Origin of the sequence: uncultured Hymenobacter sp. (genome assembly GCF_964243305.1) — a bacterium.
Classification (GTDB): Bacteria; Bacteroidota; Bacteroidia; order Cytophagales; family Hymenobacteraceae; genus Hymenobacter.
The window spans coordinates 21222-37335 of sequence record NZ_CAXTEF010000023.1 but is presented as its reverse complement, the minus strand read 5'-3'; the positions used below and the strand labels follow the sequence as shown (position 1 = coordinate 37335).

Below are 16114 nucleotides of genomic sequence, written 5' to 3'. Positions count from 1 at the left end.
CGACCTTCGCCGGAGCGGGGCACCCGGATTGCCTCTTTCATCCTGCCAAGCTTATGCTATCATCTTCTTTGGGGCTGACTTTACCGCTGGGACTGGGATTGGGACTGGCGCTGCTGGCCGGGCCGGCCGCCGCGCAGGCTCCGGCCGCGCTGCGGCTGCCGGCGCTGGTGGGGTCGCACATGGTTTTGCAGCGCGAGCGGCCCCTGCCGCTCTGGGGCTGGGCCGCGCCGGGCGAGCAGGTCAGCATCACATTTCGGGGCCAGACCTACGCCGCCAGCCGGCCCGACGCCAGCGGGCGCTGGCAGGCCACGCTGCCGCCGCAGCCGGCCGGCGGTCCCTACCCCCTCCTGGTGCGCGGAAGTGGCCAAACCATCGAGCTGAGCGACGTGCTGGTGGGCGACGTGTGGCTGGCTTCGGGGCAGTCGAACATGCAGTTTAAGGTGAAGGATAAGCCAGGCGGCTACCAGCCGGTGCAGAACGCCGACCAGGAAATCGCGGCAGCCAACTTTCCTAAAATCCGGTTTTTCACCGTCAATCAGACCGTCGCTTACCAGCCGCAAGCCGAGGTAGCGGGCAGCGGCTGGCGCGTGTGCAGCCCGGCCACGGTGGCCGAGCTGTCGGCGGTGGCTTACTTCTTCGGGCGCGACCTGCACCAGCGCTACCCGGAGGTGCCGATGGGGCTGCTGGTGAGCAGCTGGGGCGGCACGCTGGCCGAAGCCTGGACCAGCGCCGAGGGCCTGCGGCCCTTCCCGGAGTTCGCGGCGCCGGTCCAGGATTTCGCGCGCCGCACCACCAGCCTGGCCGACGACCAGCGCCGCTACGATGCCCAGCGGCAGACCTACCTACAAAGCCTCAGCTCCCGCGACCAGGGCTCGCAGCCCGGCCGCCCCAGCTGGGCCACGCCCACCCTTGACGACGCCCGCGCCTGGGCTTCCATGACGCTGCCCGCGGCCTGGGAAACCACGCCCGCGCTGGCTAACTACGACGGCGTGGTGTGGTTTCGCAAGGAAATTGAGCTGAGCGCCGCCGAGGCGGGCAAGCCGCTGACCCTGGAGCTGGGCCCGGTGGACGACAGCGACAGCACGTATTTTAATGGCATAAAAGTGGGCAGCACAAATGGCTACGACCAGCCCCGCACCTACCAGGTACCCGCCGCGCTGGCGCGGCCGGGCCGCAACGTCATTGCCGTGCGCGTGCTCGACACCGGCGGCGGGGGCGGCATCTGGGGCGCGGCGGATAAGCTGAGCCTGCGCACGGCCACCCGCGTGCTGCTGCTGGCCGGCGCCTGGCAGTACCGGCCGGGCACCGACCCGCGCGAGCTGCCGGTGCCGCCCACCGCGGGCGGCACCCAGAATGCGCCCACGGCCCTCTACAACGGCATGATTGCGCCGCTCATTCCCTACCCCCTCAAGGGCGTCATCTGGTACCAGGGCGAGAGCAACGCCGAGCGCGCCGCCCAGTACCGCCGCCTGTTTCCGGCCCTGATTCAGGACTGGCGCCGCGCCTGGAACGCCCCCCAGCTGCCGTTTCTGTTCGTGCAACTGGCCAATTATATGGCCGCCCGGCCCCAGCCGGGCGAGTCGGCCTGGGCCGAGCTGCGCGAGGCGCAGGCGCAGGCCCTGCAACTGCCCAGCACTGGCATGGCCACGGCCATCGATATCGGCGAAGCCAACGACATCCACCCCCACAACAAGCAGGAAGTGGGCCGCCGCCTGGCCCTGGCTGCCCGCCGCGTAGCCTACGGCGACAACAAGCTGGTGTCCAGCGGCCCGACTTATACTAAGATGAGCATAGCAAATGGCGCTGCCCGGCTCCGGTTCGACCACCGCGGCGCCGGCCTCGTGGCCAAAGACGGCGCGCTGCGGGGCTTTGCCGTGGCCGGCGCCGACCGCAAATTCTACTGGGCCACGGCCGAAGTGCAGGGCGGGGAAGTGGTGGTGCGCAGCGACCAGGTTCCTACCCCCGTGGCCGTGCGCTACAACTGGGCCGACAACCCCAGCGGCAACCTCTACAACAAGGATGGCCTGCCCGCCGTCCCGTTTCGGACCGACAACCCGGCGGGTACGGGCGGCAAGTAGCGGACCTGGCGGCGCGGGAGGGGGGTAGGAAAAATCAGCAAACAAGCGGTGGCGGTCCGGCTGGCGGCCGTCAGGATGTCAGCCCGGCCCGAGACAATGGCGCGGCGCCAGTTACCCCAATCCTTATTCACGTTTTCTTAGCAGGCAGTGCGCAGCATCTACCAACAACTACTCTTCGCAGCCCTGCTGCTTTGCGGGATAATGCCGCCGGCCCTGGCCGCGCCGCCGGCCACCCGGCTCTTCCCAGCCGATGACAAGCGCATTCAATACACCGGCCGGGTTGATTTCAGCAACCCCAGGCGGCCCCGGTTCTGGGCGTCGGGCGCGTATGTAACGGCGCGCTTCTCGGGCCCATCGTGCGAGCTGCTCATCAATGACGAAGCCAGCGGCCCCAACCACAATTACCTGCACGTGGTGGTCGATGGCCGGGCCTCGCGCCTCCGGCTGACCGGCAAAACCAACACCTTGCGAGTAGCCAAAGGCCTGAGCGCCGGACCGCACACGCTGCTGCTTGTCAAGGACACCGAGGCCGGCATCGGCTACCTCGAAATCGTGGGCCTGAAGTGCGCCGGCCTGCTGCCGCCCCCGCCCCGGCCGGCGCGCAAAATCGAGTTTATCGGCAACTCCATCACCTGCGGCATGGGCGCCGACGCCGCGGCCGTGCCCTGCAAAACCGGGCAGTGGTTCGACCAGCACAACGCCTACGACGCCTACGGCCCCACCGTGGCCCGCGCCCTGAGCGCGCAATACCATCTGACTTCCGTTTCAGGTATCGGGTTGATTCACAGCTGCTGCGAAATGAAAATCACCATGCCTGAGGTGTTCGACAAGCTCAACCAGCGCGACAACCTGGGCACCTGGGATTTTGCCCGCTACCAGCCCGACGTGGTGACCGTCTGCCTGGGCCAGAACGACGGCGTGCAGGACTCGACTCAATTCTGCGGCGCTTATCTGGAATTCCTGCAAACCATCCGCGCCCGCTACCCCCGCGCCACCATCGTCTGCCTGACCAGCCCGATGGCCGACGCCCAACTGAGCGCCGCGCTGCGCAACTACCTGACCGGCACCGTGGCAGCCGCCCGCGCTGCCGGCGACCAAAAGGTGTTCAAGTTTTTCTTTCCGGAGCGCTACGTGGGCGGCTGCGACAGCCACCCCACGCTGGCCGAGCACGCGAAACTGGCCCAACAGCTCACCGCCTACCTGAAAACCGTGGTGCCTTGGTGAGCGCGCGGCACTCCCTACCCCCACCACTGCGAAACACTGCGTTTTAACACTGCGAAACACTGCGTGAAATGCTTTCCCGCAACTCCCCCTTCAAATGCGCAACCTTTTCCTACCCCCCTTACTCGCCCTGTTGGCTCACCTAGCGGCCCCGGCCCAGACGCCCGACCTGGCCGACCTGGCGAACCCGCTGGTCGGCACCGACTCCAAGCCGAGCTACTCCAACGGCAACACCTACCCCGCCATCGCCCGGCCCTGGGGCATGAACTTCTGGACGCCCCAAACCGGCAAAATGGGCGACGGCTGGGCCTACCAATACTCGGCCGAGAGAATCCGCGGCTTCAAGCAAACTCACCAGCCCTCGCCCTGGATGAACGACTACGGGCAGTTTGCGCTCATGCCTGGCACCGGCAAGGTGAAGTTTGACGAGGAGAAGCGCGCCAGCTGGTTTTCGCACAAGTCGGAAGTGGTGCGGCCCTACTACTACAGCGTTTATCTGGCTGATTATGACGTGACCACCGAGCTGGCCCCGACCGAGCGGGCGGCGCGCTTCCGCTTCACTTTCCCGGCCACCGACAGCGCCTACGTGGTGCTCGACGCCCTGGATAAGGGCTCCTACGTGCGGATTCTGCCGGCCGAAAACAAGATTATCGGCTACACGACCAAGAACAGTGGCGGCGTGCCGGCCAATTTCAAGAACTACTTCGTGGTTCAGTTCGACCAGCCCTTCACGGCCAGCCAGCTTTTCCGCGACGGTACGGCCGCGCCGGCCGGCCCGCTGGAAATGAGCGCCGACCGGGCCGGGGCGGGCGTCACGTTCCGGGTGCGGCGCGGGCAGCCGGTGCAGGCGCGGGTGGCCTCGTCGTTTATCAGCGCCGAGCAGGCCGAGCGCAACTTGCAGGAGATTGGCAGTGATAATTTTGACGCCGTAAAGCAGAAAGGCCGCGCCGCCTGGAACCAAGCCCTGGGCCGGGTCGAAATCGAGGGCGGCAGCGCGGACCAGCAGCGCACGTTTTATTCGTGCCTGTACCGCTCGCTGCTGTTTCCGCGCAAATTCTATGAGTTGGACGCGGCCGGGCAGCCGGTCCACTACAGCCCCTATAACGGGCAGGTGAAGCCCGGCTTTATGTACACCGACACCGGATTTTGGGACACGTTCCGGGCCCAGTTTCCGCTGCTGAGCCTGCTCTACCCCAGTGAAAATGCCCAGATGCAGGCTGGCTTGGCCAACGCCTACCGCGAGGGTGGCTGGCTGCCGGAGTGGGCCAGCCCCGGCTACCGCAACGTGATGGTGGGCAACAACTCGGCCGCCGTCGTGGCCGACGCCCACCTCAAGGGCCTGAGCGGCGCCGATGCCGCTACGCTCTACGCGGCCCTCACCCACGGCGCCAACAATGCCGGCCCGCTCGAAGCCGTGGGCCGCGCCGGCGTGCAGTTTTACAACAAGCTCGGCTACGTGCCGGCCGACACCAAGCTCAACGAAAGCGCCGCCCGCACCCTCGAATACGCCTACGACGACTTCGCCATCTACCAGATGGCCAAGGCGTTGAAACGACCCAAAAAAGAAATCGAGCTGTACGCCCGGCGCAGCCAGAACTACCGCAACCTGTTCGATAAATCGGTGGGTTTGATGCGCGGGCGCAACCAGGATGGCACCTGGCACGCGCCGTTCAGCGCCTTTAAGTGGGGCGGCGACTTCACCGAGGGCAACTCCTGGCACTACACCTGGTCGGTGTTTCACGACGTGCAGGGCCTGATGAACCTGATGGGGGGTAGGAAAAAATTCGCGGCCACGCTCGACACACTTTTCACCCTGCCGCCTAAGTTTGATGAGTCGTACTACGGCTCGGTCATCCATGAAATCCGGGAGATGCAGGTGGCCAATATGGGCCAGTATGCCCATGGCAACCAGCCCGCCCAGCACATTCTGTACCTGTATAACTACGCTGGCCAGCCCTGGAAAACGCAGTACTGGGTGCGCGAAACCCTCAACCGCCTGTATCAGCCCACGCCCGACGGCTACTGCGGCGACGAGGACAATGGCCAGACTTCGGCCTGGTACGTGTTCTCGGCCCTGGGCTTCTACCCCGTCTGCCCCGCCACCGACCAATACGTGCTCGGCGCGCCGCTTTTCCCGAAGGCCACGCTGCACCTGCCCGGCGGCAAAGACGTGGTGCTGAATGCGCCCCAGAACTCCGCCGCCAACCGCTACGTCGGCGCCCTGACTCTCAATGGCCAGCCCTACGGCCGAAACTGGCTCAGCCACGCCGAATTATTGAAGGGTGCGACGCTGAACTTTGACATGAGCGCCGCGCCGAATACGGCCCGCGGCACGGGGGTAGGCGACGCGCCATTTTCAATGTCGAAGGCTGGGAAGTGAGCAGTAGCGCGGACTTTGTAGTCCGCGAACGCGCCGCCATAAGCCGCTGTAAGTCGTTCACTCGCGGACTACAAAGTCCGCGCTACTTGCCCACCCCTCCTTTCCCGCCCATGCCCTTGAAACCAATCTTTCTCGCCCTGGCCCTGGCAGCAGGCGCCTACCCCCCTGCTTTCGCCCAAACGCCCGCCCTGCGCCCGCCCGCCTACCCCCTCATCACCCACGACCCCTACGCCAGCCAGTGGGCGTTTCAGGACGAGCTGAGCGCGGGGCCCACCCGCCACTGGACCGGCCAGGAGCAATCATTGGAGGGTGTGGTGCGGGTCGATGGCCGGGCCTACCAGTTTCTGGGGCAAAGCCCCGCGCTGCGCCGCACGCTCATCCCCACCGTGCGCGAGCAGCCCTACCAGGCTCGCTACACGTTGCAGGCACCGGCCGCCGGCTGGGAAAAACCGGGCTTCGACGCCGGCCAGTGGGCTACCGGCCCCGCGCCCTTTTCCGACAACGCCGACCTGAAGGGCACCCGCTGGACGGAGGGCGATGTGTGGGTGCGGCGCACCGTCACCATCGCCAATCCCAAGACCACCGGCAAGCTCCGCCTCTATATGTGGCACGACGACGCGGCCGAGGTGTACCTCAACGGCGTGCTGCTGACCCGCCAGCCCCGCTGGAACACCGACTACGAGTATTTCGACCTGCCCGAAGCGGCCCGCCAAACCCTGCGCGCCGGCGAAAACGTGCTGGCGATGCACGCCAACAGCCCAATGGGCGGCGAATACCTCGACGCCGGCCTCTACGAAGACCTACCTCAGGTGCAGCTGCCCCGCGCCCGCCAGACGGCCGCCACCGTCACGGCCACCCAAACGACCTACACATTCGCCGCTGGCCCGGTGCAGCTCACGGTCAATTTCCTCTCGCCGCTGCTGCTCACGGAGCTGGAAACCCTGGCCCGGCCCGTGAGCTACGTCAGCTGCACGGCCCGCGCCATTGATGGCAAGCCCCACCCGACGCAGGTGCTGCTGACCGAAGCCGGCACGCTGGCCAGCAACACCCCGTTTCAGGAGGTGCGCAGCCGGCCCGGTGCGGCGGCAACGGCGGGCCCGGCTGGCAACCTGCGCTGGCAGGCCGTGGGCACCACCGCCCAGCCGGTGCTGGCCACCAAGGGCGACAACGTGCGCATCGACTGGGGCTACGCTTACCTGGCCGCGGCCGGCCCGGCCACGCTCGGCAGCGGGGCACCCGCCGCGCTGAAAACTGCCTTCGCCCAAACCGGCGCCCTACCCCCCACCGGCGCCACCAAGCCCCTGACCGGCCCGGCCCAGCGCGTGGCCCAGGCCGCCGTGCTTGATTTGGGCGCCGTGACCCAAGCGAAACCCGCGGAGCGTCACCTGCTGCTAGGCTACGATGAGGAATTTGCCGTGCAGTATTTCGGCCAGAACCTGCGCCCCTGGTGGCGGCGCGACCCGGCCATGACCATGCCCCGAGCCCTGCAAGCCGCCGAAGCCGCCTACCCCCGCCTGCGCCAGCAATGCACTGATTTTGATAAGAAGCTCTACGCCGATGCGCTGGCCGCTGGGGGTAGGGAATACGCCGACCTCTGCCAGCTGGCCTACCGCCAGGCCATTGCCGCCCACGCCATCGTGGCCGGGCCCCAGGGCGAGCTGCTGTTTATGTCGAAAGAGAACTTCAGCAATGGCTCCATCGGCACCGTGGACATAACGTACCCGTCGGCGCCCCTGTTTTTGCTCTATAACAACGAGCTGGCCAAGGGCCTGCTCCGCTTTATTTTCGACTACTCCGAGTCGGGGCGCTGGCAGAAAGACTTCCCGGCCCACGACGTAGGCACCTACCCCCTGGCCAACGGCCAGACCTACGGCGAGGACATGCCGGTCGAGGAAGCCGGCAACATGCTGATCCTCACGGCTGCCGTGGTGAAAATGGATGGCAAGGCCGACTTTGCCAAAGCGCACTGGCCCACGCTCACCAAGTGGGTCGGCTTTCTCAAGCGCGAGGGCCTGGACCCGGCCAACCAGCTCTGCACCGACGACTTTGCCGGCCACCTGGCCCGCAACGCCAACCTCTCGGCCAAGGCCATCATGGGCATTGCCTGCTACGGCCAGCTGGCCCGGCAGCTCGGCGACCAGAAAACCGCCGACGAGTACACCGCCCTGGCCCGCGACTACGCCCAGCGCTGGGTGAGTATGGCCCAGGACGGCGACCACTACGCCCTGACCTTCGACAAAACGCCCGGCTCGTAGAGCCAGAAATACAATTTAGTGTGGGACAAGCTGCTGGGTCTGAATATCTTCCCGCCGGAAGTGGCGCAAAAAGAAACCGCTTTTTACCTGACCCATCAGCAGCGCTACGGCCTACCCCTCGACAGCCGCAAGACCTACACCAAGTCGGATTGGATTATGTGGACCGCCACGCTGGCCGAGCGCGACGCCGACTTCCAGGCCCTGGTGCACCCCGTCTGGCTCTATGCTAACGAGACGCCCAGCCGCGTCCCGCTCGGCGACTGGCACGAAACCACTGACGCCCGGCAAGTCGGCTTCCAGGCCCGCTCCGTAGTCGGCGGCTACTTCATCAAAATGCTGGCTGAAAAGCTGGCCCGCCAGCCCTGAAAGGCGGCTTAGGTTCGCCCGGCACATGGGTAGAGACGCATCCTTGCGTCTCCTCGCGGGTAGCAAGGTCGCAGTAATTCTACTAATTGAATTACCCTACCCCTCGCACTGCGAGCAGACGCAAGGATGCGTCTCTACCTGGTTCGGGTGGCTGTTTAACCAACACTGATGCTAATGCTAGAGACGCCCGGCCTTTCACGTGGCGGGGGGTAGGCCGGCGGCCAACTTCTAGATAAAAATGCGGGTGCCAGAGTAGTTTTCCCGAAACTCGGTCGGCGTGCAGTTCTTCTTCTTTTTGAAGGTGCGGTTGAAGTTGGAGATGTTGTTAAACCCGCACTTATAGGCCACTTCGGCGATGTTGTGGGTGGTGTCAATCAGCATCCGCGAGGCGTGGCCGAGGCGGATTTCGTTCAGGCTGTCGATGAACGTGTTGCCGATACGCTTCTTGATGAAGCGGCTGAACGAGGCTTCGGGCATATTGGCTACCTTGGCCACTTCGGTGAGGGTGATGACGCGGCCGTAGTTGGCGTTCATGTACTCGAATACCTTCTCAATGCGGCGGCTGTTGTAGTTGAGCTGCTCATTATTTGAGGTGGCATCGGAGAGGGTGCGGATGTTGCGCGAGGTGGACAAGTCGTGCAGAATCGAGAGCAGTTCCAGCACCGAGTCAAACCCATTTTTCTGCTCCAGCGCGATGATGCGGGGCTTAAGCCGCTCAATCGTGTCGCGCGAAAACAGGATGCCACGCTGCGCCTTCTCGAACATCGTGCGGATGAAGCTGAGCTGGTTTTTGCGTAGAAACCGGTCCTCGAACAAATCCTTGTGAAACTGGATGGTCAGCTCGCGGATGTCCTCGGTTTCGCACTTGTGCGTGAACCAGGCGTGGTAGAGGTTGGGCCCGACCAGCACCAGCTCCAGCTCGTCAATCTGCTCGATGTGGTCGCCGACGATGCGCTTGGCGCCCGGTGCGTTCACGATAAGGTTCAGCTCGAACTCCTCGTGGTAGTGCAGTGGGAAATCAAACTTCTTTTTGGTGCGCGAAAACAGGGTAAAGCAGTCGTTCTGGGTGAGCGGCGTGATTTCCCGCATTATCTCTTGCTTCATAAAGGCCGGTGGGTGGGAAGGGGGTAGGGGTGATAAAAGTACATCAGGATGACAAAAAGATATCACCAGCTCCTTATGATTTTAAGGTGAACGGGATAGATTTTATGGTTGAAAAGCAGCTGTTTAAGGACTCCATACAAGCCTAGAGGAAACAGTGGGGTAATCTACTACAAAACAACGTCAAGAAAGTATTAATGTTAGCGTTAGGCTCCGGGTACCTTTGCCTGTGACCAAGTGGGCGCCGCGAAATAAAAAACGCGCCATCCGCTACGGCCTCCGGGCCGGCCGTGCTGCCGGCCCGGGCCCACCCTGACTACTGCTTTCACTCCCTACCCCCTACCCCACCTTCTTATGAGAGTACCACTATTCCCCCCCCGGCTCCGCGCGGCGGCGCTGTGCCTGAGCTGGCCTGCCCTGGCTGGCGTGGCCCTCCCCCTGCTGGGCAGCGTAGCGCTGCCCACGGCGGCCGTGGCCCAAACCAGCCGGGCCATCACGGGCCGCGTCGTCAATGATGCCGACAACGAGGGCATCCCCGGCGTGACGGTGCTCCAGGAAGGCACCAGCAACGGCGTCTCTACCAACAGCGACGGCACCTTCACGCTGAACGCGCCGGTGGGCAGCACCTTAGTAATCAGCTCGGTAGGCTTTGTCACGCAGCGCGTAACGGCCGGCGCTGAAACCCTGAGCGTGCGCCTGGCCAACGACGTGGCCCAACTCAACGATGTGGTGGTAGTGGGCTACGGCAGCGTTAAGCGCAGCGACGTGACCGGCTCGGTGTCGTCGGTGAAGCGCGAGGAACTGCTGGTGGGCACGCCGCTCTCGCTCGACCGCGGCCTGCAGGGCAAGGTGGCCGGCGTGCAGGTCACGCAGAACGACGGGGCGCCCGGCTCCGGCATCAACGTGCAGATTCGCGGCGTCAACTCCTTCGGCACCAACTCGCAGCCACTCTACGTCATCGACGGTGTGCCGCTGCAAGTCAACAACGACGCCTCTACCCCCTCGGGGGCCACCAGCGGCAGCGATAACTCGGTGCAAACCACCAACGTGCTCAACTTCCTGCGGCCCAGCGATATCGAAAGCATTGAGGTGCTGAAAGATGCCTCGGCTACGGCCATCTACGGCTCCCGCGGCGCCAACGGGGTAGTGATTATCACCACGCGCCGCGGCCAGAGCGGCGAGGACCGCGTGGACGTGTCGTTCCGCTCGGGCTTCGACCAGGTGGCCAAGCAAATCAAGGTGCTTGACGCGCAGACGTACGCCAACTACCTGAACGAGAAGAACACTAACTTTAACACCTACCTTGCCGGCAGCCCATCCAGGTACCTGCTCCTGCCCTTTACGGGCAACGTCGACCCGCTGACCGGGCTGCGCTCGCCCGTGCCGGCAGATTTTGCCGGCCACAGCACCAACTGGCAGGACCAGATTTTTCACAACGGGCCGGTGAACGAAGCGTCGGTACTGTTTTCGGGCGGGAGCGGCGACAAGGGCAGCTACGCCATTTCAGCCAACTACGTCCGCCAAAGCGGCATCATCACCAACTCGGCGTTCGAGCAGGGCAACCTGCGCCTCAACGTCAGCCGCAACCTGAAAAAGTGGCTCACCTTCGAGACGAATACCCAGGCCAGCCGCTCGCTCAATAAGCTGGTCAAAACGGCCGCGGCCAACCAGGGCGGCGACGCGGGCGTCATTTATTCGGCCCTGCGCTACGCGCCCACGGTTCAGGTCGGCAACGACTCGGTGAACCTGGGCGGCGGCCGGTACCTGGCGCCCACCGACCAGATAACCACCACCAACCCGCTGACCTATATCAGCAGCGTAAAAAACCAGAACCTGGTAACGTCGGTGTTCTCGTCCAGCTCCTTGATATTCAACGTGCTGCCGGGCTTGCAGCTGCGCAGCCGCCTGGGCCTGAACTACTACTCCTCGACGCGCAACGTGTACTACCCGCGCAACACCTACGAGGGAGGGGCCCTGCAAGGCGTGGCCACCGTGTCGGGCTTCAATCAGTTCGAGCTGACGTCGGAAAATCTGGCCACGTACACCCGCAAGTTTGGCGAAAAGCACGACCTGACGGCGGTGGCGGGCTTTACCTACACCGACAACAACAACAACTCCAGCATCACCAACGCCTCGGGCTTCCTCAACGACGTGCTGCAGGACAATAACCTGAGCGCGGCGACCAACCGCACCCTCAGCTCGGGCCGCAATCAAACGAAGCTAATTTCGTACCTGGGCCGCGTTAACTATAATTTCAACGGGCGCTACCTGTTCACCGTGACCGGCCGCGTGGATGGGGCCAGCCAGTTTGCGGCCAACCACAAGTACGCTTCGTTCGCGGCCGGCGCCTTCGCCTGGCGCGTCATCGACGAGAACTTCCTGAAAGACTCAGACCTGTTCAGCGACCTCAAGCTGCGCCTGAGCTACGGCTCGTCGGGCAACCAGGCCATCGGGCCCTACCAGTCGCTGGCCCGGCTCACGCCCAGCTCCTACGTCTACAACGGGCAGTTGGCCAACGGCGTTGCTATCACCTCGCTGCCCAGCCCCGACCTGACCTGGGAAACCACTTACCAGGGCGACGTGGGCGTGGACATCGGCTTGTTTAAAGGCCGCCTCAACTTGACGGCGGACATTTATGATAAACAAACCAAAAACCTGCTCCAGCAGCTGCCGCTGGGCCCCGACACGGGCTTCACCTCGGGCCAGATTAACGCCGGCCAGGTGCAGAACCGCGGCCTGGAAGTAGCCTTGAGTGTGCGGGCCATCGACGCGGCCGATTTCAAGTGGACGCCCTCGGGCAACATTTCTTTCAACCGCAACAAGATTATCGACCTGGGAGCCGGTAGAATCACCACCTTCTCGCCGCGCATCGCCACTGGCCCCGAAGTTCTACCCTTCATTTTGCAAGCCGGTCAGTCGCTGGGCCGGGTGTACGGTTACCAGGAAGAAGGCATTTTTCAGAGTGCCGACGACGTGAAAAGCCACGCCAACCAGCTGGGCGCCGCCCCCGGCGAAATCAAGTACCAGGACCTGAATGGCGACGGCGAGATTGACTCCAACGACCAGCAGGTCATCGGCAATGTGAACCCCAATTACGTGTTCGGCATCAATAACACGTTCAACTACAAGGGCCTCGACCTGACCGTATTCTTCCAAGGCAGCGTCGGCAATGACCTCATAAACTTCACGCGGGTGACTTCCGAAAACCTGGGCGCGACCACCAGCAACAACGTCACCCAGGAGGCTTACGATAACCGCTGGACGCCCCAGAACCCCAACGGCACCAACCGCAAGGCGATTAACTCCGATGCCGTGCCCTTCCTGTTCAGCAACCGCTTCGTGGAGGACGGCTCCTACGTGCGCTTCAAAAACGCCACGCTGGGCTACAACTTTGACTTCAAGCAGTACCACTTGCGCAGCGTGCGCCTGTACGTGAGCGCCACCAACCTGGTGACCTGGACCCGCTACAAGGGCTACGACCCGGAAGTGAATGCCTACGGCCAGAACCCCGCCCTGCGCGGGGTAGACCTGGGCAACTACCCCACGGCGCGCAATTTCTCGGTCGGCGTCAACGTAGGCTTTTAATTCTAACAACTCACTGGTTATGAAGAATCTTAATAAATTAGCGCTGGCCACGGCCTCGGTAGTGCTGCTGGCAGGCGGCGCGGGCTGCAAAAAGCAGCTGGACGAGGTGCCGTATGATTTTTACGCGCCCGAAAACCTGTACCAAACGGCCGATGATGCCGAAGCCGCCATTACGGGCGTCTATTCCGACTTCAACTCGTATGACTGGTTTACCAAGCCGTACTGGGAGTTTTTGTCAGAAGATGAAGATCATATCTCGGGCTACACCTGGGCGCTGAGCAACATCGGGGCCGGCAACTACCTCGGCGACTACAAGACGCCAATCATGTTCAGCGGGCCCTACGTGGTGATTGCACGCGCCAACACGGTGCTGGAGCGGGTGCCGGCCATCACGATGGACAAGGTGCAGCAGAACCGCATCCTGGGCGAAGCGCGCTTTCTGCGGGCTTTCTCCTACTTCGTGCTGGTGCGGCTCTTCGGCCCGGTGCCGCTGCGCACGGCCTCCGTCACGTCCATCACCGACACCAGCATTCCGCGCTCGCCGGTGGCCGACGTGTACAAGCAAATTATCGACGACCTCACGCAGGCCGAAGCCCTGATGCCCTACCAGGGCGACGCGGGGTCGGGGGCGCTGGGCCACGCCAACAAAGGGGCGGCCCAGGCGCTGCTGGCCAAGGTGTACGCTACCATCGGCTCGGCCTCGCTGAAGGGGGCGCAGCTCACGGTGCAGGGCGGCAACGACAACGGCTTTTATACCTATAACAAGGACGTGGTGGCCGGCTACGAGGGCTTCGACAGCAAAGCCTACTACCAGCTGGCCAAGGACGCAGCCGCCAAGCTCATCGCCAGCGGCAAGTATTCGCTGTTTCCGAACTACATGGACTTGTGGAAAAAGGCCAACGACAACCTCATAGAGCACATTTTCATGGGGCAGACGCTGGCCGGCAACCCCCAGCACACCAACTTCGTGAGCAACTACTTCACGTCGGGCGACCTGGGCGGCCGGGGCTACCTGTGGATGGACAGCAACTTCTACAACCAGTTCAGCCCCTACGATGACCGGGTGCAGAAGGGCGTGACGCACCAGTGGTTTGAGGACGGCGGCAGCGGCCGCAACTACTTCTACTTCCCCCGCACCGACTCAGTGAAGTACCGCATCGTCTCGATTAATACCAAGGCGGGCGCCGCGCCGGCCAAGGGCGACACTACCCTGGCCCGCTACCAGGACAAGGCCCAGATTCTCAAGTACTATGTGCCCGGCAAGCCGGCAGCGCCCAACAACCCCGACGGCACCTCCGACGCCATCAACTACCCGCTGCTGCGCTACGCCGACGTGCTGCTGACCTATGCCGAAGCCGAAAACGAGCTGAACGGCAATACCGCCGACGCCCGCAAGTATTTCGTGCAGGTGCGCCGCCGCTCCAACCAAAACGTGACGGTGGCCCAGGACCCGCTGCTCGACCCAGCCGGTCTGAGTCAACAGGATATGCGCAGCGTCATTCTCGCCGAGCGCGCCCAGGAATTGCACTTTGAGTCGAACCGCCGCTACGACCTGCAACGCTGGGGCGTGTACCTGCAAGTGATGAACAAGATTGGCGTTAGCAAGCAGAGCATCAACAAAAACCGCGACCCGCGGACGCTGCTCGTGCCGCTGCCCGTGTCGGAGGTGCTCTCCAATTCGGCCGCTACTCAAAACGCGGGCTGGTAGCCAGCGGCTTACCCAGTACCTCCGAGGCCGTTCCTGTTGCTTGATTAGCTGCTCAGGAGCGGCCTCAATAGGGATTAGCCTCCCAGTCATTCTTATGCATTCTTATGAAAACAAACCTGTTACGGCTGGTGCTGGGAGCGGCGCTACTGCTGCCCGGTACCTGGGCGTTCGCGCAGCCGTCGGCGGGCTTCGTGCGGCGGCAGGGCACCCAGTTCGTGCTCAACGGCCGGCCCTACCGCTACATCGGGGCCAACTACTGGTACGGCGGGCTGCTGGCCACCCAAGGGCCGGCCGGCAAAGCGCGGCTAGCCAAGGAACTGGACTTCCTCAAACAGCACGGCGTAACCAATCTGCGGGTGATGGTCGGCGCCGAGGGGCTTTCCGACGGCTACCAGTACCGGGTGCTCCAGCCGTTGCAGACCGCACCGGGTAAGTTTGACGAGAACATCATGGCCGGGCTGGACTACTTGCTGGCCGAAATGGGCAAGCGCCAGATGAAGGCCGTGCTGCACTTCACCAACACCTGGGAGTGGAGCGGCGGCCTGGGCCAGTACCTGCAATGGCACGGCTACCCCGGCCTGCTGCTGCCCCGCAACCCCGACTACAACTGGGATAAATACCGGGCCTACATCGCGCAGTTCTACACCTGCGAGCCGTGCAAGGCGGATGTGAACACCTACATCCGCTACGTGCTGGCCCGCACCAACAGCATCTCCGGCCGCAAGTACGTGGATGAGCCCGCCATCATGGCCTGGGAAATCATCAACGAGCCCCGGCCCATGCAGCCGGCCGCCGTGCCGGCCTTTGAGGCCTGGATGAGACAAACCGCGGCGCTGATTAAGTCCCTGGATAAGAACCACCTGCTCACGACGGGCAGCGAGGGCGACATTGCCTCCGACAACGATATGGGCGTGTATGAGCGCCTGCACGCCGACCCCAATATTGACTACGCTACCATCCACATCTGGCCCAAAAACTGGGGCTGGTTTAAGGACACGGCCACGACCAAGGGCTTCCCGGTGGTGTTGAGCAAAGCCACCGCCTACGTGGACAAGCACGTAGCTGCGGCCGCTAAAATCGGCAAGCCGCTGGTGGTCGAAGAGTTCGGGCTGCCGCGCGACGGACAGGTGTTCACGCCGGCGGCCGGCACGGGGCTGCGCGACCAGTACTACGCCACCCTCTTCGGCCTGATGCAGGGGGGTAGGACGCCGGCCAGCCGCGTCATCGCGGGCTACAACTTCTGGGCCTTTTCCGGCGCCGGGCGGCCCAAGCCGGGCCAGGTATTCTGGAAGGCCGGCGACGCCTACCTCGGCGACCCCGGCGGCGAAGAGCAGGGCCTGAATTCGGTGTTCGACGCCGATAAATCAACCTGGGCCGTGATTGGCAAGTACGTGAAAACCCTCCGCTAACCGGCGATTCT

Annotated in this window: 7 protein-coding genes and 1 pseudogene; 7 read left to right on the top strand and 1 reads right to left on the bottom strand. The window is 63.8% G+C overall.

Going from position 1 to position 16114, the window contains the following annotated elements; genetic code table 11:
- Window positions 1-53: 53 nt before the first annotated feature.
- The 4 genes and pseudogenes from ACFE70_RS13460 to ACFE70_RS13445 all read left to right on the top strand — a co-directional run bounded on the left by ACFE70_RS13460 (window position 54) and on the right by ACFE70_RS13445 (window position 8300).
- Window positions 54-2078, top strand: a complete 2025-nt coding sequence (locus tag ACFE70_RS13460) for a sialate O-acetylesterase (RefSeq protein WP_375418275.1) — start codon at window positions 54-56, stop codon at window positions 2076-2078.
- Between the two features lie 147 nt (window positions 2079-2225).
- Window positions 2226-3302, top strand: a complete 1077-nt coding sequence (locus tag ACFE70_RS13455) for an SGNH/GDSL hydrolase family protein (protein ID WP_375418274.1) — start codon at window positions 2226-2228, stop codon at window positions 3300-3302.
- 94 nt (window positions 3303-3396) lie between these two features.
- Window positions 3397-5679, top strand: coding sequence for a GH92 family glycosyl hydrolase (locus ACFE70_RS13450; protein ID WP_375418273.1), 2283 nt, complete (start codon window positions 3397-3399; stop codon window positions 5677-5679).
- A 110-nt stretch (window positions 5680-5789) separates the two neighbouring features.
- Window positions 5790-8300, top strand: a pseudogene (locus ACFE70_RS13445) (glutaminase domain-containing protein).
- 228 nt (window positions 8301-8528) lie between these two features.
- Here the strand turns inward: ACFE70_RS13445 and ACFE70_RS13440 are convergent.
- A complete protein-coding gene (locus ACFE70_RS13440; RefSeq protein ID WP_375418272.1) occupies window positions 8529-9404 on the bottom strand; it encodes an AraC family transcriptional regulator in 876 nt (291 codons plus the stop codon).
- Between the two features lie 351 nt (window positions 9405-9755).
- Between ACFE70_RS13440 and ACFE70_RS13435 the strand changes: the two genes are divergently transcribed.
- The 3 genes from ACFE70_RS13435 (at window position 9756) to ACFE70_RS13425 (ending at window position 16103) form a co-directional block, all read left to right on the top strand.
- Window positions 9756-12986 carry a SusC/RagA family TonB-linked outer membrane protein gene (locus tag ACFE70_RS13435; RefSeq protein ID WP_375418271.1) on the top strand — a complete coding sequence of 1077 codons (3231 nt, stop codon included), beginning with the start codon at window positions 9756-9758 and terminating at the stop codon, window positions 12984-12986.
- 19 nt (window positions 12987-13005) lie between these two features.
- A complete protein-coding gene (locus ACFE70_RS13430; protein ID WP_375418270.1) occupies window positions 13006-14694 on the top strand; it encodes a RagB/SusD family nutrient uptake outer membrane protein in 1689 nt (562 codons plus the stop codon).
- A 104-nt stretch (window positions 14695-14798) separates the two neighbouring features.
- Complete coding sequence (locus ACFE70_RS13425; protein ID WP_375418269.1) at window positions 14799-16103, top strand: cellulase family glycosylhydrolase; 1305 nt, start codon at window positions 14799-14801, stop codon at window positions 16101-16103.
- The last annotated feature ends 11 nt before the right edge of the window (window positions 16104-16114 follow it).